Origin of the sequence: Inquilinus sp. Marseille-Q2685 (assembly GCF_916619195.1) — a bacterium.
In the GTDB taxonomy this organism is placed as follows: Bacteria; Pseudomonadota; Alphaproteobacteria; order DSM-16000; family Inquilinaceae; genus Inquilinus.
Window position 1 is genome coordinate 320,986 of record NZ_CAKAKL010000005.1, and the last position, 18,882, is coordinate 339,867.

Annotated in this window: 16 protein-coding genes and 1 riboswitch; of the genes, 10 read left to right on the forward strand and 6 right to left on the reverse strand. The window is 69.6% G+C overall.

Annotated features, from left to right (window positions below):
• Positions 1-9: 9 nt before the first annotated feature.
• The gene (locus LG391_RS23670; protein ID WP_225770507.1) at positions 10-1,584 is read right to left on the reverse strand and encodes a serine hydrolase; all 1,575 of its coding nucleotides are present in this window, start codon (positions 1,582-1,584) and stop codon (positions 10-12) included.
• Positions 1,585-1,753: 169 nt separating this feature from the next.
• Here LG391_RS23670 and LG391_RS23675 point away from each other — a divergent pair, with 169 nt between their 5' ends.
• The 6 genes from LG391_RS23675 to LG391_RS23700 all read left to right on the forward strand — a co-directional run bounded on the left by LG391_RS23675 (position 1,754) and on the right by LG391_RS23700 (position 7,609).
• Entirely contained in the window at positions 1,754-3,256 is a 1,503-nt protein-coding gene (locus tag LG391_RS23675) for an ABC transporter substrate-binding protein (RefSeq protein WP_225770508.1), read from the forward strand.
• A 145-nt stretch (positions 3,257-3,401) separates the two neighbouring features.
• Positions 3,402-4,352 carry an ABC transporter permease gene (locus LG391_RS23680; protein ID WP_225770509.1) on the forward strand — a complete coding sequence of 317 codons (951 nt, stop codon included), beginning with the start codon at positions 3,402-3,404 and terminating at the stop codon, positions 4,350-4,352.
• Positions 4,349-5,218: an ABC transporter permease gene (locus LG391_RS23685; RefSeq protein ID WP_225770510.1), complete on the forward strand. Its 870-nt coding sequence runs from the start codon at positions 4,349-4,351 to the stop codon at positions 5,216-5,218. Before LG391_RS23680 ends, LG391_RS23685 begins: the two co-directional genes overlap by 4 nt.
• The gene (locus tag LG391_RS23690; protein WP_225770511.1) at positions 5,218-5,691 is read left to right on the forward strand and encodes a GNAT family N-acetyltransferase; all 474 of its coding nucleotides are present in this window, start codon (positions 5,218-5,220) and stop codon (positions 5,689-5,691) included. The genes LG391_RS23685 and LG391_RS23690 overlap by 1 nt, the downstream gene beginning before the upstream one ends.
• 71 nt (positions 5,692-5,762) lie before the next feature.
• Positions 5,763-5,839: riboswitch (SAM riboswitch) on the forward strand.
• A gap of 42 nt (positions 5,840-5,881) precedes the next feature.
• Positions 5,882-7,090 (forward strand): O-succinylhomoserine sulfhydrylase, encoded by a 1,209-nt coding sequence (gene metZ / locus LG391_RS23695; protein WP_225770512.1) that lies wholly within the window; start codon positions 5,882-5,884, stop codon positions 7,088-7,090.
• Positions 7,091-7,204: 114 nt separating this feature from the next.
• Positions 7,205-7,609 carry an SH3 domain-containing protein gene (locus LG391_RS23700; protein WP_225770513.1) on the forward strand — a complete coding sequence of 135 codons (405 nt, stop codon included), beginning with the start codon at positions 7,205-7,207 and terminating at the stop codon, positions 7,607-7,609.
• 39 nt (positions 7,610-7,648) lie between these two features.
• Here the strand turns inward: LG391_RS23700 and LG391_RS23705 are convergent, their stop codons facing one another.
• Positions 7,649-10,831 (reverse strand): efflux RND transporter permease subunit, encoded by a 3,183-nt coding sequence (locus LG391_RS23705; protein WP_225770514.1) that lies wholly within the window; start codon positions 10,829-10,831, stop codon positions 7,649-7,651.
• Between the two features lie 4 nt (positions 10,832-10,835).
• Positions 10,836-12,002, reverse strand: a complete 1,167-nt coding sequence (locus LG391_RS23710; protein ID WP_304608557.1) for an efflux RND transporter periplasmic adaptor subunit — start codon at positions 12,000-12,002, stop codon at positions 10,836-10,838.
• Positions 12,003-12,186: 184 nt separating this feature from the next.
• On the opposite strand from LG391_RS23710, the gene LG391_RS23715 reads away from it, so the two are divergent.
• Complete coding sequence (locus tag LG391_RS23715) at positions 12,187-12,813, forward strand: hypothetical protein (protein WP_225770515.1); 627 nt, start codon at positions 12,187-12,189, stop codon at positions 12,811-12,813.
• Between the two features lie 15 nt (positions 12,814-12,828).
• On the opposite strand, the gene LG391_RS23720 is transcribed toward LG391_RS23715, so the two are convergent.
• Positions 12,829-13,230: a DsrE/DsrF/DrsH-like family protein gene (locus LG391_RS23720; protein ID WP_225770516.1), complete on the reverse strand. Its 402-nt coding sequence runs from the start codon at positions 13,228-13,230 to the stop codon at positions 12,829-12,831.
• The gene (locus LG391_RS23725; RefSeq protein ID WP_225770517.1) at positions 13,223-14,017 is read right to left on the reverse strand and encodes a molybdopterin-synthase adenylyltransferase MoeB; all 795 of its coding nucleotides are present in this window, start codon (positions 14,015-14,017) and stop codon (positions 13,223-13,225) included. The genes LG391_RS23720 and LG391_RS23725 overlap by 8 nt, the downstream gene beginning before the upstream one ends.
• Positions 14,018-14,217: 200 nt before the next feature.
• Here LG391_RS23725 and LG391_RS23730 point away from each other — a divergent pair, with 200 nt between their 5' ends.
• From LG391_RS23730 to LG391_RS23740, 3 genes are all read left to right on the forward strand, one after another.
• On the forward strand, positions 14,218-15,609 hold the full coding sequence (locus tag LG391_RS23730; RefSeq protein ID WP_225770518.1) for a cytochrome ubiquinol oxidase subunit I: 1,392 nt from the start codon (positions 14,218-14,220) through the stop codon (positions 15,607-15,609).
• A 4-nt stretch (positions 15,610-15,613) separates the two neighbouring features.
• Positions 15,614-16,642, forward strand: a complete 1,029-nt coding sequence (gene cydB, locus LG391_RS23735) for a cytochrome d ubiquinol oxidase subunit II (protein WP_304608558.1) — start codon at positions 15,614-15,616, stop codon at positions 16,640-16,642.
• Between the two features lie 213 nt (positions 16,643-16,855).
• A complete protein-coding gene (locus LG391_RS23740; RefSeq protein WP_225770519.1) occupies positions 16,856-18,145 on the forward strand; it encodes a cystathionine gamma-synthase family protein in 1,290 nt (429 codons plus the stop codon).
• A gap of 117 nt (positions 18,146-18,262) precedes the next feature.
• Here the strand turns inward: LG391_RS23740 and LG391_RS23745 are convergent, their stop codons facing one another.
• Positions 18,263-18,877, reverse strand: coding sequence for a TetR/AcrR family transcriptional regulator (locus tag LG391_RS23745; RefSeq protein WP_225770520.1), 615 nt, complete (start codon positions 18,875-18,877; stop codon positions 18,263-18,265).
• Between the last annotated feature and the right edge of the window lie 5 nt (positions 18,878-18,882).

Here is an 18,882-nt window from a genome sequence, read left to right on the forward strand (position 1 = left end):
CGGGGGGCCTTATTCGCGCCGGAACATATAGGACTGGTTCTCGATGGTCAGGCGCAGCAGGGGCTTGGTTCCGTCCGTATCGATCTGGAACTGGGCGAAGCCGCTCGGGCTGGGCCCGTTGTTCTCGACGATGGCGGCGAAGCGGCCGACCGGCTTCTGCCGAACCGTGAAGACGCTGCCGTCCCACGGCTCGAGCTGTAGCGCGCCGCCGCCGTCCTGCAGCTCCAGCACCGCGCCGTCGCCGTCCTGGCGCAGCACGGCCTTGCCGAAGCTCGGCTCGGCATAGGTGCCGGCCAGCGGCGCCAGCGGCAGGGCCGGCTGCGGGTTTTCCGGCCTGACGAACGCCTTCGCCGATTCGGCGAAGCGGGCCTTCGCGGAATCGAGCGCGGCCGCGACATGGTCGACCCGCGGATTGTCCAAGAGGCGGTCCAGCACCCAGGCGCCGACGGCGTCCGGGAAGCCGACATTCTCCGCATTGGTCAGGACGACGACGCCGACATCCTTCTCTGGCGCGAAACCGACATAGGCGCCGAAGCTCGGGGTCCCGCCATTGTGCCAGACGACGCGGCCGTTCGGGGTCAGCACGCCGACCCAGCCCATCGCGTAGAAGGCCTTGTCGGTGATCCCCACCCGCGCCGTGCGGGTGACCGCCATGTTCTCCGGCGAAACGATCTTTCGGCCGTCGAAGCTGCCGTCGCGCAGCTGCAGCCGCAGCCAGCGCGCCATGTCCTCGATGGTGGAGTTCATGTCGCCGGCGCCGCCGAAGGCGTAGGGGAACAGCGGGGTGAACGGCACCTCCACCGTGCCGTCGGGGGTCCAGCGATGGCCCTGGGTATGGTCGGGCGCGGCCTCGATCGCCTCGGCGGTCGTCGATGTCTCGGCCATGCCCAGCGGCTCCAGCAGGTCCCGGCGCAGCACCGCGTTCCAGTCCGCGGCCTCCTCGCCGCGTGCGACGATGCGGCCGGCCAGCATGTGGGTGATGTTGGTGTAGGCGAAGGTGGAGCGGAAGCTCGACACCGGCTCGACATGGCGCAGCGATCGGATCATCGCCGCCTCGTCCAGCCCCAGGATGCCGAGCGAATCATTGGCGTAGGGCGGCAGGCCCGAGCGCTGCGCGAGCAGGTCGAACACCCGGAACTCGCGCGTCACCCAGGGGTCCTTCAGCTGGAATTCCGGGTCGAGGTCGACGACGCGGTCGTCCCAGCGCAGCGTGCCGCGGTCCACCGCGATCGCCAGGGTGGCGGCGAGGAACGCCTTGGTGGTCGATCCGATCTGGAACACGGTGCGCGTGCCCACCGCCCCGCCCTTCGCCTTGCTGCGCACGCCGAAGCCATGGGCGTAGACCAGCTTGTCGCCGCTGACGATGCCGATGGCGAGGCCCGGCGTGTCGAATGCCTTCATCCCGGCCGCGGCATAGGCTTCGAGCTCGGGCTCCAGGGCGGGGATCCGCGCGTCCATCGGCGCATCCGCGGCCCGCGCCGCCGGGCCGACGACGGACAGGGCCAGGATGGCGAGCGCCGCGGCTGTGAAGCGCCGCCGGGACGCCGATGGCGCGCTGTAGTGCCGAATCTGCCGATTGCTCATGAAGCCTCCTGAAAATAGCGCATGAAAATTTCCATTCTGAAGAACAGAATTATCACAAACAGTCCTGCGTCGGTCAAAGCGGAACGGAGCAGCAGCCTGCGCCCGATCGATTGACCTCGCCCGTCGAACGCGCCTTACTGGCGCCCAATGAACAGGGGGAGGCTGGAAGATGGGACGGATGATTCGGGCGTCGCTGGCGGCAGCGGCGGCAGCCCTCGTCGGATCGATGGCGGCGGCACAGACGCTGGAGGTCGCGACCGACCAGTCGCCGGTCGGGCTGGACCCGCATGTCGCCACCTCCTTCGCCACGGTGCTGGTCAACGGCGCGGTCTATGAGGGCCTGACCTCGATCGACAAGGACCTGAAGGTGGTGCCGGAGCTGGCCGAATCCTGGACCATCTCGCCCGACGGCCTGACCTATGTCTTCACCCTGCGGCCGGGCGCGAAGTTCCACGACGGGTCGCCGGTGACCCCGGCCGACGTCGCCGCCAGCTTCGCCCGGGTGCGCGACCCGAAGACCGGCTCGCCCTATGCCAGCCGCATCGACATGGTGAAGTCGGTCGAGCCGACCGGCGACCGGCAGGTGACGGTGACGCTGTCGACGCCGTCGGCGCCGTTCCTGGCCAACCTGCCGCAGATCGTGATCGTGCCGGCCGCGGCGGCGACCGGCGGCATCGACCTGCAGCGCAGGACCGACGGCACCGGCCCGTTCACGCTGAAGGAATGGGTGCCCGACACCTACCTGCTGCTGGCGAAGGCCGACGGCTACTGGCAGCCGGGGCTGCCGAAGCTCGACGCGATCAAGTTCAACATCGTGCCCGAGGCCTCGACCCGGCAGGTCGGCATCTCCGGCGGCACCTATCAGCTGCTGCCGAATGTCGACCCGGCCACGGCGGCGACGCTGCAGGGCACCCCCGGCGTCACGCTCCTGGAGACGACCGATCTGTCCTACACGCTGGTCGGCATGAACGTGTCGAAGCCGCCCTTCGACAACCCGAAGGTGCGCCAGGCGCTGAACACCGCGATCGACCGGTCGCAGATCGTCGAGGCCGCCTATTTCGGCAAGGGCCAGCCCGGCGGGCCGCTGTCGCCGGCGCTGAAGGACTGGGCGCTGCCGGTGTCGGACTATCCCTGCTACGCCGCGGATCCGGAGAAGGCGAAGACGCTCCTGGCCGAGGCCGGCGTGGCCCTGCCGCTGAAGGCCGAACTGAAGGTGCTGGGCTCGAACCAGCTGGTGGTCGACGTCGCCCAGGTGGTGCAGGCGCAGCTCAACGCCGCCGGCTTCGAGGTGGCGCTGAACGTGCAGGAGCAGGGCACCTTCATCCAGGACTGGCGCAACTCCAACTTCCAACTCTTCGCCTCGATCAACGGCGGCGTCGCGGATCCGGACGGCTACATGTTTCGCACCTTCCGCACCGGCGGCTCGACCAACGTCTTTAAGTATTCGGACGCCGAGGTCGACCGCCTGCTGGACGAGGGGCGGACGACGCTGGATCCGGCGAAGCGCAAGGCGATCTACGCCGACCTGCAGAAGCGCCTGGCCTGCGACGGGCCGATCGCGCATCTGGCCTTCGGCCAGCTCTTCACCGCGGTGCGCGACGGCGTGACCGGATACGAGATCACCGGCAACCGCTCCACCCGCTCGCTGCGCCAGACGGCGCTGGAGAAGTGATGATTCCAGCCTATCCTTTCTTGTCATTGCCGGGCTTGACCCGGCAATCCAGAGGATGTCGACAGTCTCTGGATGCCCGGGTCAAGCCCGGGCATGACAGAAAAGGGGTTGCGGCGGGACCGAGCTATCGTCCCGGTGAGGCGTCATGGTCCGCTTCCTGACCGGGCGGCTGCTCGACCTGCTGGTGGTGCTGTTCGGGGTCTCGGTCGTCGCCTTCCTGATGATCCGGCTGATCCCGGGCGATGCGGTGCAGATCATGCTCGGCGCCAACAGCGAGGTGACGCCCGACCGGATCGCGGCGCTGCGCCAGCGCCTCGGCCTCGACCAGCCGCTGGTGACGCAGTATCTCGCCTGGCTCGGCGGGCTGCTGACCGGCGATCTCGGCACCAGCCTGTGGACCGGCCGGCCGGTTCTGGAGGAGATCGCGGCCCGGATCGGCGTCACCATCGAGGTGACGCTTTTGGCGCTCGCCGTCTCGGTGGCGCTGGCGGTGCCGGCCGGCTGCCTGATGGCCTATTTCCGCAACTCGGCGCGCGACTATCTGGTGCGGGTGGTCACCATCGCCGGCGTCACCGTGCCCTCCTTCTGGCTCGGCGCGCTGCTGATCTACCTGTTCCACGGCGTGTTCCCGGCCTTCCCGGCGATCGGCTTCGTGCCGCTGGCCGAGGATCCCGTCGGCAACCTGCAGCGGATGCTGCTGCCGACCATCGCGCTGGCCGTGCCGGTGCTGGCCTCGCTGTCGCGCATCGTCCGCTCCGCCATGCTCGACGCGCTGGGGCAGGACTACATCCGCACCGCCCGGGCCAAGGGCGTCAGCGAGCGGTCGGTGGTGTTCCACCACGCCTTCCGCAACGCCATGATCCCCTTCGTCACCGCGCTCGGCATCTCCGCCGGCTATCTGTTCGGCGGCGCCATCGTGGTCGAGCAGGTCTTCGCCCTGCCGGGGCTCGGCCGGCTGATGCTGGGCGCGATCGCGGAGCGGAACTACCCGCTGATCCAGGCGGCGATCCTGCTGGTCACCGCCGGATTCGTGCTGGTGAACTTCGTCACCGACATGCTCTACGCCGCGCTCGACCCGCGGATCGGCCTCAGATGACGGCACTGCTGCCCGAGACCCTGGCGCCGCCCTCGCGCCGCCGCATCGCGGCGCCGCGCCACCCGCTGGTCTGGATCGGCGGGGCGCTGGTGCTGCTGCAGGTCGGGGCGGCGCTGCTGGCGCCCTGGATCGCGCCGGACGACCCGCTGGCCCAGCATGTCATCCGGCGAATGAAGGGCCCCAGCGTCGCGGCGTGGCTCGGCACCGACCAGTTCGGCCGGGACGTGCTGTCGCGCATCCTCTACGGCTATCGCGCCTCGCTCGCCGCCTCGGCCAGCGCGGTGCTGCTGGCGCTCCTGGTCGGCGGCACCCTGGGCGTGGCCGCGGCGCTGCGCGGCGGCTGGCTCGACCGCGCCGGCATGCGGCTGATGGACATCCTGTTCGCCTTCCCGATCATCCTGCTGGCGATCGGCATCGTCGCCATGCTGGGGCCGGGGGCGACGACCACGGCGCTGGCGATCGGCGTCGTCTACATCCCGGTCTTCGCCCGCCTCCTGCGCGGCCCGGCTCTGGTGGTCGCCGGCAGCCAGTATGTGCTGGGCGCCCGCGCCATCGGGGCGGGCGAGGGGCGGGTGCTGTGGCGCCATGTGCTGCCCAACCTCGCCAGCGTCATCCTGGTCCAGGCCAGCCTGTCGCTGTCCACCGCCATCCTGGTCGAAGCGTCGCTGTCCTTCCTCGGCCTCGGCACCCAGCCGCCGACGCCGTCGCTCGGCCGCATGCTGGCCGAGGCGCGCGGCTATCTGCTGCTGTCGCCCTGGGATTCGATCTTCTCCGGCCTTGCCATCCTGTTGGCGTCTTTCGGCTTCAACCTGCTCGGCGACGGGCTGCGCGATGCGCTCGATCCCAGGCTGCGGGGTAGTGGATGATGGCTGAGGCGAAGACGATGGAGGCGGTGACGGTCCGGCCGCCGGTGGCGGCGGATCTGCCGGCTCTGGCGGATGTGGCCTGGCGCAGCACCCGCGCCGCCTTCGAGCACATCCTCCCGGCCGCGGTCCTGGACCGCAAGCGGCCGGAGGATTTCGCCCGCCGCTTCGCCGCCCGGCTGCCGGACCTGCGCGTCGCCGTCGATGCCCATGACGCGCAGCTCGGCTTCTCGCTGATGACCGGGTCGCATCTCGACATGCTGTTCGTCGACCCGGCGGCGCAGGGCCGGTCGGCCGGCACCGCCCTCCTGGCCGACGCCGTGGCGCGCGGCTGCCGCACGCTGGAGAGCTTCGCCCACAACCGGCTCGCCCGCCGCTTCTACGAATCCCGCGGCTTCCGACTGTGCCGCTCCTACCGCCGGCTCTATGAGGGGCTCGAGCTGCCCTTCGTGCTCTACGCCCTGGCCGAAGGATGAAAGGCAGCGTTGCCCGAAACGCATTGCCCGATTGCCGTTTTGCCGATAAGTCTTGGGGCCGCCGCTCCTGACAGCGGCCCCGTGGTGATTTGAGCCGACCGGCTTGCGGCCACGTTAATCTCCGCTAAAAGGTCGGATGCGCGCAGGTCCCGCACGCACCGCCTCCCGGTCGGATCGAGGAGTCGGTGAGATGGATCGATACGAAGCCCCCAGCGAAGACGAATTCGGCCCCGAGACCGCGCTGATCCGCGGCGGCACCCGACGAACGCCCTATGGCGAGACCTCCGAGGCGATCTTCCTGACCTCGGGGTTCGTCTATGACAGCGCCGCGGCGGCCGAGGCGCGCTTCACCGGCGACGAACCGGGCTTCGTCTATTCCCGCTACGGCAACCCGACGCTGGAGGTGCTGGAGCAGCGCCTGGCCCTGCTGGAAGGGGCCGAGGGCTGCCACGTCACCGCCAGCGGCATGTCGGGCGTGTTCACCGCGCTGTTCTGCCATCTGCGCGGCGGCGACCACGTCGTGGCCAGCCGGGCGCTGTTCGGCTCCTGCTTCGTCATCCTCGGCACCATCCTGCCGCGCTACGGCATCACCACCACCTTCGTCGACGGCGGCGACCTCGCGGCCTGGGAGGCGGCGATGCGGCCGAACACCCGGGCCGTGTTCCTGGAGACGCCGGCCAACCCGACACTGGACCTGGTCGACGTCGCCGCTGTGGCGAAGATCGCCCATGCCGCCGGCGCCAAGGTGTTCATCGACAACGTCTTCGCCACGCCCCTGGGCCAGAAGCCGCTGGAGCTCGGCGCCGATGTGGTGATCTACTCCGCCACCAAGCACATCGACGGCCAGGGCCGGGTGCTGGGCGGCGCGGTGCTGGCCGACAGGAAGTTCCTGACCGACGACTTCCTGCCCTATTACCGGCACACCGGCCCGGCCCTGTCGCCCTTCAACGCCTGGGTGCTGGTGAAGGGGCTGGAGACGCTGGGCCTCAGGGTCGAGCGCCAGGTTTCCAGCGCCCACCGCCTGGCGCAGCTGGTCGAGGCGCATCCGGCGGCGAAGTCGGTGCGCTACCCTTGGCTGAAGAGCCACCCGCATCACGAGCTGGCGAAGCGCCAGATGAAGAACGGCGGCACGCTGGTCGCCTTCGACCTCGGCAGCAAGGCGGCGGCCTTCGCCTTCCTCGATGCGCTGCGGCTGGTCGACATCTCGAACAATCTCGGCGACACCAAGTCGCTCGCCACCCATCCGACCACCACCACCCACCGGGCGATGGAGGCGGCGGACCGCGCCGCCATGGGCATCACCGAAGGGCTGGTGCGGCTGTCGGTCGGCCTCGAGGGCATCGAGGACCTGGAGCGCGACCTGTCCCGCGCCCTCGACGCGGCGAAGCGGGCCGGCTGACGGCGGAACCCTCGCGGGGTGAGGCACGGCGCCGCGCCCCCCGATCCCGGCGACCGGAATTCGGTTCTGCCGCGTTGTGGCGGACGAAGGGGGATTCTCGTCCCTGGAGTTCGCATGATGAGATGGAAGCTCGCCCTGGCCGCGATGGCCGGGCTGGCGATGACGGCCCTGACGGCGACGGCGGCCGATGCCGCGCCGGGCTACACCACCGCTTCGGTCCGGCTGCGCGCCGGGCCGGGGGCCGACTATCCGGTGGTCGCGCGGCTGCGGCCGGGCGTGCCGGTGCAGATCTTCGGCTGCCTCGACGGCTGGGCCTGGTGCGACATCGGCGTCGGTCCCGACCGCGGCTGGACCGACGGCCGGTTCCTGGCGGCCGATGTCCAGCATCGCCGCCGGATCATCGTCGAGGCGGCGCCGGTGATCGGCGTGCCGGTGATCACCTTCGATGCCGGCCCGTACTGGGATAACTACTACCGCGGCCGGCCCTGGTACCGCGACCGCGGCCGCTGGGTGCATTAGCGGCGAGAGAGAAGGGCGGCTCCACCGGAGCCGCCCGTTTCATTCGGCAGGCGTGCTCGGCGCCTCGGCCCGCGGCTTCGGCGCGATCGACCCGCCCAGCAGCTTCTCGTGCACCCATTCGCGGACATGCTGCAGGGTGACGTACAGCATCGGGATCAGGAAGATGCCGATCGCCGAGGCCGCGATCATGCCGCCGAACACCGAGGTGCCGACGCCGCGCCGGCTGGCCGCGGCCGCGCCGGCGGCCGTCACCAGCGGCACCAAGCCCAGGATGAAGGCGAAGCTGGTCATCATCACCGGCCGGAAGCGCAGCTTGGCGCCCTCGATCGCGGCGTCGGCGATCGCCATGCCCTCCTCGCGCTTGGCCTTGGCGAACTCGACGATCAGGATGCCGTTCTTGCTGGCCAGCGCGATCAGCACGACGATGCCGATCTGGGCGTAGACGTCGTTCGACAGGCCGGCGATCCACAGCGCCGCCAGGCCGCCGACGATGCCGACGATGACCGAGAGCAGCACGCCGATCGGGATCGACCAGCTCTCGTACAGCGCCACCAGGAACAGATAGGCGAACAGCACCGCGAGGCCGAGGATGAAGCCGGTCTGGCCCGCCGCCTCCAGCTCCTGCAGCGCGGTGCCGGTCCATTCGAAGCCGAAGCCGGCCGGCAGCGTCGCGTTCGACACCTGCGTCATCGCCGCCAGCGACTGGCCCGAGCTGACGCCCGGCGCGGCGCTGCCGAGGATGCTGACCGAGCGGTAGTTGTTGTAGCGGGTGATGAACAGCGGGCCGAGCTGCTGCTGCGCGTCGACCAGCGACCGCATCGGCACCATCTGTCCGGTCGAGGACCGGACATAGATCCGGTAGATGTCGTCGACCGTGCGCCGGTCGTTCGCTTCGCCCTGGGCGATCACCTGCCAGGTGCGGCCGAACAGGTTGAAGTCGTTGATGTAGAAGCCGCCCAGCGTCGCCTGCAGCGCATTGAAGATGGCGCTGACGGCGACGCCCAGATTCTGCGCCTTCTCGCGGTCCAGGTTCAGGAAGATCTGCGGCGTGTTGGCGTTGTAGGAGGTGAAGACCTGGGTCAGCCCCGGCGCCTGGTTGGCGGCCACCACCAGCCCCTGGGCCACCGCCGCCAGCTCGTTCGGGCTTTTGCCCTCCAGGTCCTCGAGCTGGTACTGGAAGCCGCCGGCAGTGCCGAGGCCGATGATCGGCGGCAGGTTCAGCGGAATGATCAGCGCGTCCCGCACCCCGGCGGTGCGGATCGCGACCTCGCGGATCACGTTGAACACCGTGATCCCCTCCTTCACCCGCTCGTCGAACGGCTTCAGCGCCACCACCAGGAAGGCGGCGTTCGGCTCGGCCAGACCGTCGATGAAGCTGCGGCCGACCACGCCGGTGATGTCGGCGACGCCGGGGATGTCGCGCACCAGCGCCTCGACCTGCTCGGTCACCTGGGTGGTGCGGCTGAGCGCGGCGGCCGCCGGCAGCTTCATCTCGACGAAGAACAGCCCCTGGTCCTCGTCGGGCAGGAAGCCGGTCGGGGTGGCGCTGTTGACCAGCCAGGCCAGGCCGCCGAAGGCCGCCACCAGCGCGATCGACAGCACCGCCAGCCGCACCAGCCGGGCGACGATCCAGGCATAGCCGTCGCGCACCTTGTCGATGCCGCCGGACACCCGGCCCATGATCCGCCCGTACAGGCCGGGGCGGTGGCCGTGCTGGTGCGGCTTCAGGAAGACGCCGCACAGGGCCGGGCTCAGCGTCAGGGCGTTCAGGGCCGAGATCAGCATCGCCACCGACACGGTGACGGCGAACTGCGAATACAGCTCGCCCGTGATGCCGGGAATGAAGCCGACCGGCACGAACACCGACAGCAGCACCAGGGTGATGGCGATGATCGGCGCGGTGATCTCGCGCATTGCCAGCTTGGTCGCCTCCCGGGCCGGCAGCCCGGTCTCGGCCATCACCCGCTCGACATTCTCGACCACGACGATGGCGTCATCGACGACGATGCCGATCGCCAGGATCATGGCGAACATCGAGATGGTGTTGGCGGAGAAGCCGAAGGCCAGCAGCACGGCGAAGGTGCCGATCAGCGACACCGGCACGGCGATGATCGGGATCAGCGTGGCGCGCAGGTTGCCGAGGAACACGAACACCACGATCGCGACCAGCACGAAGGCCTCGAGCAGGGTGTGGATCACCTCGCCGATCGTCTCGCTGACGAAGACGGTGGTGTCGTAGGTGATCCGGTAGTCGACCCCCGCCGGGAACCGCTCCTTCAGCCGCTCCATCTCCGCCCGCACGCCCTCGGCGGCGGCGACGGCGTTGGACCCGGGCGACTGGTAGATGCCGATCACCGCGGCCGGCGCGCCGTTCAGCCGGGCGACGGTGTCGTAGGACTGGGCGTTCAGCTCCAGCCGCGCCACGTCCTTGAGCCGCACCACCGACCCGTCCGGGTTGGCGCGCAGGATGATGTCCTCGAACTGCTTGACGTCGCTCAGCCGGCCCAGCGTCTGCAGCGTCACCTGGATCTGCTGGTCATCCGGCATCGGCTGGGCGCCCAGGCGTCCGACCGCGGCCTGCACGTTCTGGCTCTGCACCGCGGTGACGATGTCGTTCGGGGTCAGGCCGAAGCTGGTCAGCTGATCGGTGCTGTACCAGATCCGCATCGCGTAGTTCTGGGTGCCGAACAGCGAGGCCTGGCCGACGCCGCGCACGCGGGCCAGCGCGTCGACCACGTTGATGATCGCGTAGTTGTTCAGGAACAGGACGTCCTGGGTCTTGTCCGGCGAGTAGAGCGTGACGAGCTGCAGGATCGCCGAGGACTGCTTCTTCACCGTCAGTCCCTGGGCCGTCACCTCGCTCGGCAGCTTCGGCTCGGCCAGCGCCACCCGGTTCTGGACGTTGACGGTGTTGATGTCCGGGTCGGTGCCGACCGCGAAGCTGACGGTGAGGGAGTAGGAGCCGTCGCTGCCGCTGGTCGACGACATGTACAGCATGTTGTCGACGCCGTTGACCTGGGCCTCGATCGGCTGCGCCACGGTCGCCTCGACCACCGCGGCGCTGGCGCCGGGATAGGCGCCGGTGACCGACACCTGCGGCGGCACGATGTCGGGGAACTGGGCGATCGGGATGCTGCGGATCGCGATCAGGCCCGCGAGGGTGATGACGATCGCGATGACGATCGCGAAGCGCGGGCGATCGACGAAGATCGAGGACAGCATGGGGTCAGTTCCCCGCCGGCTTCGCCGGCGCCGTCGCCTCGGTGACCGGCGCGGGGTTCACCTCCTGGCCGGGGCGGACCTTCTGCACGCCGTCGACGATGACCACGTCGCCGTCGTTAAGCCCCTGCTGCACCACCACGTCGGCGCCCTGGTTGGCGCCGGTGGTGATGTGCTTGGCGGCCGCCTTGTTGCCCTCGCCGACCACCAGCACGTAGCTGCCGCTCTGGTCGGTCAGGATCGCGCGCTGCGGGATCACCAGCGCCTCGACCGGGTCCTTCCGCTCCGCCGTCACCCGGGCGTACTGCCCGTCGGTCAGGGTGCGGTCCGGGTTCGGAAACTCCGCCCGCACCAGCAGCGTGTCGGTGTTCTGGTTGACCTTGACGTCGGTGAAGTCGATCTTGCCGACCTGCGGATACTGCGACCCGTTGGCCAGGGTCAGCTTCACCGCCACGTTCTCCGGGTTCACCTTGCCGGCCCCGGTCTGCTGCTGGACGTCAAGGATGAAGCGGTCGCTGACCGGGAAGGTGACGTAGATCGGGTCCTGGCTGACGATGGTGGCGAGCGCCCCGCTGCCGGGGCCGACCAGCGCGCCGACGCTGAAGTTGGAGATGCCGACGCGGCCGTCGAACGGCGCCTTGATCTCGGTGTAGCCGAGATTGATCTGCGCCTGCTCCAGCGCCGCCTGGTTCTGCTGCACCGCCGCGACCGCCGATTTCTCCGCCGCGATGCGGTCGTCCAGCGTCGATTGCGCGACGTTCTGGTTCTTGATCAGCTCGCGGGCGCGGTCGGTCTGAAGCTTGGCGTTGTCGGCGGTGGCCTGGGCGCTGGCCAGGTTGGCCTGGGCCTGGTCGACGGCGGCCTGGTAGGTGTCCTTCTCCAGCACGAACAGCAGCTCGCCGGCCTTCACCTCCTGGCCTTCGGTGTAGTTGCGCTGCTGCAGGAAGCCTTCGACCCGGGCCACCAGGTCGACCTTGTTCAGCGCCTGGACCCGGCCGACGAAGGTGTAGCCTTCGGCCACCGGCCGCTTGGCCGCGGTGACGACGCCGACGGCGGGGGGCGGCATCTGCGGCGCCTGGGCCTGCTTTTCCGAGGATTCGTTGCAGCCGGCGAGGAGGAGAAGGCCGAAGGCGACGGGCGCACGGCGCCGCCAGGCTGTCCAGGATCCCGACATGATTGGCCTGTCTCCTTCGGCTCTGATCAAGGGGGCATCTGTGCAGTCTTCCGCGCGGCTCGCGCCGAATCGCCTTCACGGTATCACTCTTTTGAGATGTGCAAAGCGACTTCGCGGCGCCCGCCGCGGGAACAGCGGGCCGGACCGCGGGTTGAACAAGCAAACGCCATTCGGGAGGATTTTGATGAAATTTCGGCCGATTCTGATCGCGCTTGCCGTGATGGCGACCGCGACGGCGGCCCAGGCCCAGGTCCCGCTGGACCCGTTGCAGGCGCCGCCCAGCCGGGCTCCGTCGAGCCCCACCCCGTCCCAGCCGCTGGTCAAGCCGGGGCTGCCGTCGCGGCCCGAACGGCCGGTGATGGCGCCGGCGCCCACGGCGCCTGCGGCCTCCGCCGCGGTCCCGGCCGCCGTCCCGGGCGGCCAGGACGCCGGCCGCACCGTCCCGCTCGAGCAGCAGCAGGCGCACCCCAGCGGCGTTTCGATGATGCTGACCGGCATCACCTTCCGGGCCGACAGCGTCATCGTCTCCGCCAGCATCACCAACCTGTCCGGCCGGCCCGTGTCGCTCAATCGCGCCGGCAGCCTGGTGCTGGTGGACGACAGGGGGCGTGTCCATCCCTTCGTGCCGCCGGCCGGCAATCCGGAGGTGGAGATCGCCCCGCGCTCGCGGGTGAACGCCAGCTTCGTCTTCGCCGGGCCGATCACCGGCGACGCCCGGTCGGTGCAGCTCTCGACCAACGGCCCGTCCGGCAGCCGCAGCGACCGGCTGACCTCGGCGCCGTCCTTCATGTTCCGCGTGCCCGTGTCCTGACGGGACCGCTGCGGGTCAGATGAACAGCAGCTGGCCGTCGCGCGGCGATTCAGCCAGCAAGGTGACGACGCCGGCGATCTCGGCCGGCACCGCAAGGTCGGCGGCGGCGAGGCCGAGCGCGCGCAGCCCCATCTCGCAGGCGATGAAGCGGACGCCCAGCGCCCGGCAGGCGTCCAGCAGCTCGGCGAAGGTCGCCACCCGCCGGGCGGCGAACCCTGCCTCCTGCGCCTCGGCATCGCCGTCCAGCCGTCGCCAGCCCTCGGGCAGCAGCGCCCGCAGCGCCTGGCCGGTGAAGAACAGCGTCGCCTGGCGGTTGGTCGCGGCGGCGGCGCTGGCCAGGACCAGGGCGTAGTGCACCCGGTCGAAGCGGCCGTCGAACACCACAATCGACAGCGCGCCGATGCCCGCGTCAGCCATGGTGATGCGACAGGTCGGTCATTGTCGGATGGTCGCCGCAGAGCGGGCAGTCCGGGTCGCGCGGCAGGGCGATCTCGCGCAGCCGCGCCTCCAGCGCATCGTACAGCAGCAGGCGGCCGGACAGGCCCTCGCCGATGCCCAGGATCTCCTTGATCGTCTCGATCGCCTGCATCGACCCCAGCACGCCCGGCAGGGCGCCGAACACCCCGGCCTCGGAGCAGCTCGGCACCGTGCCCGGGTCGGGCGGCGCCGGGAACAGGCAGCGATAGCAGGGGTGGGGATCGCCGAGATGCGCCTTGAAGGTCGACAGCTGCGCCTCGAAGCGCAGCATCGCAGCCGAGACCAGCGGCCGCTTGGCCAGGTAGCAGGCGTCGTTCAGCAGGTAGCGGGTGGCGAAGTTGTCGCTGCCGTCGACCGTGAGGTCGAAGGCGGCGACCCGCTCCTGCGCCGTGGCCGCGGTCAGCCGCTCGGCGAAGCGCTCGACCCTGACCTCGGGGTTCAGCGCCTGCAGCCGGGCGATGGCGCTGTCCACCTTCAGCTGGCCCAGCGTGGTGGTGTCGTGCACCACCTGGCGCTGCAGGTTGGACAGCTCGACCAGGTCGTCGTCGCAGATCCCGATCGTGCCGATGCCGGCGGCGGCGAGGTACAGCAGCAGCGGGGAGCCGAGGCCGCCGGCGCCGATCACCAGCACCCGGGCGGCCAGCAGCTTCTCCTGACCCTTGCCGCCGACCTCGGGCAGCAGGATGTGGCGCGCATAGCGCTTGATCTGGGCGTCGGTGAAGCTCATGGCGCGAGCATAGCCCTCCGTCCCGGGGGAAGGAACAGCCCTAGCACGCCCAGCCGCTTCGCTGCGCTGCGACGTGTCGCCCGGCTGGGGCCTTATGGCACGTCGGGAAGTTCGTGGGCCAACGGTGGAATCGTGGCATATTCTTTCCGAGCCAAGAAATAAGGCGACCGAAGCCAGTCGGTCGCCGAAGGAGAATTGTCATGGATCTCGATCCGGTCCTCCTGTCCCGGTTCCAATTCGCCTTCGTCGTCTCCTTCCACTTCCTGTTCCCGGCCTTCACCATCGGCATCGCCAGCTGGCTGGCGGTGCTCGAGGGGCTGTATCTGAGGACGGGGCGGGCGGAATACCGGACGCTCTACAAGTTCTGGATCAAGATCTTCGCCGTCTCCTTCGGCGTCGGCGTGGTCACCGGCATCGTCATGACCTACCAGTTCGGCACGAACTGGGCCGGCCTGACCCGAGCCGGGGGCAGCATCCTCGGGCCGCTGCTCGGCTACGAGGTGGTGACCGCCTTCTTCCTCGAGGCCGGCTTCCTCGGCATCATGCTGTTCGGCTGGGACAAGGTGCCCCGCATCGTCCATTTCGGGGCCACCGCCGCCGTGGCGGTCGGCACCGCGATCTCCGCCTTCTGGATCCTGTCGGCCAATTCCTTCCTGCACACCCCGGCCGGCTACGAGGTGGCGGATGGTGCCCTGGTCCCGTCCGACTGGCTCGCGATCGTGTTCAACCCGTCCTTCCCGGTGCGCTTCCTGCACACCGTGGCGGCGGCCTATCTGACCACCGCCTTCGTCATCGCCGGCGTCTCGGCCTGGTACCTGCTGCGCGGCCGCAGCGTGCTGGAATCGCGCCAGGCCTTCTCGATGGCGCTGTGGCTGATCGCGGTGCTGGCGCCGCTGCAGATCTTCATCGGCGACCAGGCGGGGCTGGAGGTGCGCGAGCGCCAGCCGGTCAAGCTGGCCGCGATCGAGGCGCATTGGCAGACCGGCTCGGACGTGCCGCTGATCCTGTTCGCCTGGCCCGACCAGAGCGGCGAGAAGAACGACTTCGTGCTCGAGATCCCGCATCTCGGCTCGCTGATCCTGACCCACAGCTGGGACGGCTCGGTGCAGGGGCTGAAGGATTTCCCGCCGCAGGACCGGCCGCCGGTCGCGATCGTGTTCTGGACTTTCCGGATCATGGTCGGGCTCGGTTTCCTGATGCTCGGCGCCGGCCTGCTCGGCCTGTGGCTGCGGGCGACCGGCCGGCTCTACGACAGCCGCTGGTTCCACCGCTTCATGGTGGTGATGCTGCCCTCCGGCTTCGTCGCGGTGATCGCCGGCTGGTTCACCACCGAGATCGGCCGCCAGCCCTGGGTGGTGCAGGGCATCCTGCGCACGGCGGATGCGCTGTCCCCGGTCGGCGGCGGCAGCGTGCTGCTGTCGCTGGCGCTGTTCGTCCTGGTCTACGCCATCCTGCTCGGCTCCGCCGTCTACTACATCGTCAAGCTGGTGCGGATCGGGCCGGAAGCCCCCGAATCCGACCGCGAGGAGCCGTTCAAGACCCCGGCGCGGCCGTTCTCCCTGCCCGATGCCTCCTTCGAATCCCGGGAGTGATGCCATGACGCCGGAAGTCTGGACGATTCCGACCGTCCTGCCCCTGATCTGGGCCGCGATCGCCGCCTTCGGGGTGTTCATGTATGTGCTGATGGACGGGTTCGACCTCGGCGTCGGCGTCCTCTACCCGTGGGCCCGCACCGAGGAGGACCGCGACCTGATGATGAACTCGGTCGCGCCGATCTGGGACGGCAACGAGACCTGGCTGGTGCTGGGCGGCGTGGTCCTCCTGGCCGTGTTCCCCGCCGCCTTCTCGATCATCCTGCCGGCGCTGTACCTGCCGATCACCTTCATGGTGATGGGGCTGATCTTCCGCGGCGTCGCCTTCGAGTTCCGGTTCAAGGCGCACACCAGCAAATGGCTGTGGACCGTGGCCTTCGCCGGCGGCAGCCTGCTCGCCACCTTCTTCCAGGGCGTGGTGCTGGGCACCTTCGTCCAGGGCTTTCCGCTTTCCGGCGGCCATTACACCGGCGGGGCGTTCCACTGGATCTCGCCCTTCAGCCTGATGACCGGAATCGCCCTGGTGCTCGGCTACGGCCTGCTCGGCGCCGCCTGGCTGGTGATGAAGACGGAAGGGCCGCTGCAGGCCTGGGCGCGCGACGCCACCATCCGCCTCTTGCTCGGCGTGCTGTTCTTCATGGCGGTGGTCAGCCTGTGGGTGCCGTTCCTGGACCGCGAGATCGCCGACCGCTGGTTCACCTGGCCGAACATCGCGTATTTCGCGCCGGTGCCGATCCTGGTGGTGCTGTTCGCCTGGCGGCTGTGGCTGTCGCTGCAGCGCGGCTCGGATTACGGGCCGTTCCTCTATACCATGGCGCTGTTCGTGCTGGGCTATACCGGCCTGGCGATCAGCCTGTGGCCCAAGGTGGTGCCGCCGGACCTGACCATCTGGGACGTCGCCGCCCCGGCCTCGTCGCAGCTGTTCCTCCTGATCGGCGTCGCCTTCCTGATCCCGCTGATCCTGGTCTACACCACCTATGCCTACTGGGTGTTCCGCGGCAAGGTTAAGGCCGGCGAGGGCTACGACCACTGAGAGCCCGCCCGATAACGCTACTGGCGCGGCCGTCTGACGGCGGGCTCGAAGCTTCCGGTGCTCACGCACCAAACGTGCGCTGCGCTCCGGTTCTCGAAACCACCGCCAGCCGACTCGCGCCAGCGCGTTCTCGGACGGGCGCTATATCGTAGTTGCGGAATCGCGGGCCGATCCGGGGTAGTCTCCGCGCCAACACTGTTCAGGAGACTCCCCATGGCCGGATCGGGCTACCGCAAGGACCGCATCGGCAACCACAAGCTGCACCCCGAGACGCTGATGCTCGGCTACGGCTACGACCCCACCCTGTCCGAGGGCGCGGTCAAGCAGCCGGTGTTCCTGACCTCGACCTTCGTCTTCAAATCGGCGGAGGACGGGCGCGACTTCTTCGACTACACCGCCGGCCGGCGCGAGCCGAAGCCGGGCGTCGACGCGGGCCTGGTCTACACCCGCTTCAATCACCCCAACAGCGAGATCGTCGAGGACCGTCTGGCGATCTACGAGGGGGCCGAGGCCGCGGGCATCTTCTCCAGCGGCATGTCGGCGATCGCGACCACGCTCCTGGCCTTCGCCCGGCCGGGCGACGTGATCCTGCACAGCCAGCCGCTCTATGGCGGCACCGAGACGCTGATCGCGCGCACCCTGGCGCCGTTCCAGATCGCCTCGGTCGGCTTCGCCGACGGCGTCGACGGCGCCGTGATCCGGGCCGCGGCCGACGAGGCGACGGCGAAGGGCCGGGTCTCGGTGATCCTGGTCGAGACGCCGTCCAACCCGCTCAACACCCTGGTCGATCTCGAGCTGGTGCGCGCCGTCGCCGACGAGATCGGGGCGAAGCAGGGCCACACCCCGGTGGTGGTCTGCGACAACACCCTCCTGGGCCCGATCTTCCAGAAGCCGATCCGGCACGGCACCGACATCGTGGTCTATTCGCTGACCAAATATGTCGGCGGCCACAGCGACCTGGTGGCCGGCGCGGTGCTGGGCCGGCGCGACCAGATCAAGCAGGTGAAACTGCTGCGCGGCGCCATCGGCACGCAGCTCGACCCGCATTCGGCCTGGATGATCGCGCGGTCGCTGGAGACGCTGTCGCTGCGCATGACCGCCGCCTGCCGCAACGCCGAGACCGTGACGCGGTTCCTGGCCGAGCATCCGCAGGTGGCGCGGGTCTACTACCCGGCGCTGCTGCCCGAAGGCAGCCCGGAACGCGCGGTGCTCGACCGGCAATGCACCGGCGCCGGCACCACCTTCTCCTTCGACATCAAGGGCGGCGAGGCCGAGGCCTTCCGCTTCCTCAACGCGCTCAGGATCTTCAAGCTCGCGGTCAGCCTGGGCGGCACCGAATCCCTGGTCTGCCACCCGGCGACCACGGTGCATTCCGGCGTGCCGAAGGAGACGCGGGAGCGGATCGGCATCTCCGACGCCACCATCCGCGTCTCGATCGGCATCGAGCATGTCGAGGACCTGATCGCCGACCTGACCCAGGCTTTGGCGGCCAGCGCGGGCTGACCCCGCCACGCGTCGGGCGAGATCCGACTGCCTCGCCCGCTTGCAAGACCTGTTTCAGAATTCGATCACTTGAACCGACGCGTACTTCCACTCTCCCCCTCCCCTTGCGGGAGGGGGTTAGGGGGAGGGGTTTGGCGCCGCTGGCTTCGCCCCCGTCTGCAGGCGAAGGCCGTCGACGAAGACATCCAGCAGCTTCAGCACGGTTTCCTGCCAGCCGGGCTGGTCGTGCATGTAGCACATGCCCACGAGCGCGCGCAGGAGGTCCTCGGCGCTGATATCGGGGCGGATCTCGCCGGCCGAGACGGCCTGGTCCAGCAGCGTGCCGGCGGCCTTGGTCAGGCGATCGAACGTGTGGGCATAGAGTTCCGACCGTCCGTGCGTCGCAAGCGCCAGCGCCGCCAGCATGCCCTTCTTCGTGGCGACCAGGTCGACATTGGATCTGAGCCAGGAGCGCAGGGCATCGACCGGCGCCGCCTCTCCCTTCAGCTGCTCGGCCAAAGCCCCGAGCTGCTCCACCTCGCGTCGATAGACCGCCTCGAACAGGGCGTCGCGGGTCGGAAAGTGCCGATACAGGGTGCCGATGCCCACCCCGGCTCGCCTTGCCACCGCCTCGAGGCTGGCGTCCGGCCCCCCGGCGCTGAACACGGCCTTCGCGGCTTCCAGGACGCGCTCGCGATTGCGGGCCGCATCGGCGCGCGGCTTCCGGGTGGTCTTTGCCGGGTTCTCTTCCATATTCC

Excerpts from the sequence above, each read along its gene's own strand:
- LG391_RS23675 (WP_225770508.1), top strand. The coding sequence starts at position 1,754 with ATGGGACGGATGATTCGGGCGTCGCTGGCGGCAGCGGCGGCAGCCCTC.
- LG391_RS23730 (WP_225770518.1), top strand. The coding sequence starts at position 14,218 with ATGGATCTCGATCCGGTCCTCCTGTCCCGGTTCCAATTCGCCTTCGTC.
- LG391_RS23720 (WP_225770516.1), bottom strand. The coding sequence starts at position 13,230 with ATGGCTGACGCGGGCATCGGCGCGCTGTCGATTGTGGTGTTCGACGGC.
- LG391_RS23745 (WP_225770520.1), bottom strand. The coding sequence starts at position 18,877 with ATGGAAGAGAACCCGGCAAAGACCACCCGGAAGCCGCGCGCCGATGCG.
- LG391_RS23715 (WP_225770515.1), top strand. The coding sequence starts at position 12,187 with ATGAAATTTCGGCCGATTCTGATCGCGCTTGCCGTGATGGCGACCGCG.
- LG391_RS23740 (WP_225770519.1), top strand. The coding sequence starts at position 16,856 with ATGGCCGGATCGGGCTACCGCAAGGACCGCATCGGCAACCACAAGCTG.
- LG391_RS23725 (WP_225770517.1), bottom strand. The coding sequence starts at position 14,017 with ATGAGCTTCACCGACGCCCAGATCAAGCGCTATGCGCGCCACATCCTG.
- cydB (WP_304608558.1), top strand. The coding sequence starts at position 15,614 with ATGACGCCGGAAGTCTGGACGATTCCGACCGTCCTGCCCCTGATCTGG.
- LG391_RS23690 (WP_225770511.1), top strand. The coding sequence starts at position 5,218 with ATGGCTGAGGCGAAGACGATGGAGGCGGTGACGGTCCGGCCGCCGGTG.
- LG391_RS23710 (WP_304608557.1), bottom strand. The coding sequence starts at position 12,002 with ATGTCGGGATCCTGGACAGCCTGGCGGCGCCGTGCGCCCGTCGCCTTC.
- LG391_RS23680 (WP_225770509.1), top strand. The coding sequence starts at position 3,402 with ATGGTCCGCTTCCTGACCGGGCGGCTGCTCGACCTGCTGGTGGTGCTG.
- LG391_RS23700 (WP_225770513.1), top strand. The coding sequence starts at position 7,205 with ATGATGAGATGGAAGCTCGCCCTGGCCGCGATGGCCGGGCTGGCGATG.
- LG391_RS23685 (WP_225770510.1), top strand. The coding sequence starts at position 4,349 with ATGACGGCACTGCTGCCCGAGACCCTGGCGCCGCCCTCGCGCCGCCGC.
- metZ (WP_225770512.1), top strand. The coding sequence starts at position 5,882 with ATGGATCGATACGAAGCCCCCAGCGAAGACGAATTCGGCCCCGAGACC.
- LG391_RS23705 (WP_225770514.1), bottom strand. The coding sequence starts at position 10,831 with ATGCTGTCCTCGATCTTCGTCGATCGCCCGCGCTTCGCGATCGTCATC.
- LG391_RS23670 (WP_225770507.1), bottom strand. The coding sequence starts at position 1,584 with ATGAGCAATCGGCAGATTCGGCACTACAGCGCGCCATCGGCGTCCCGG.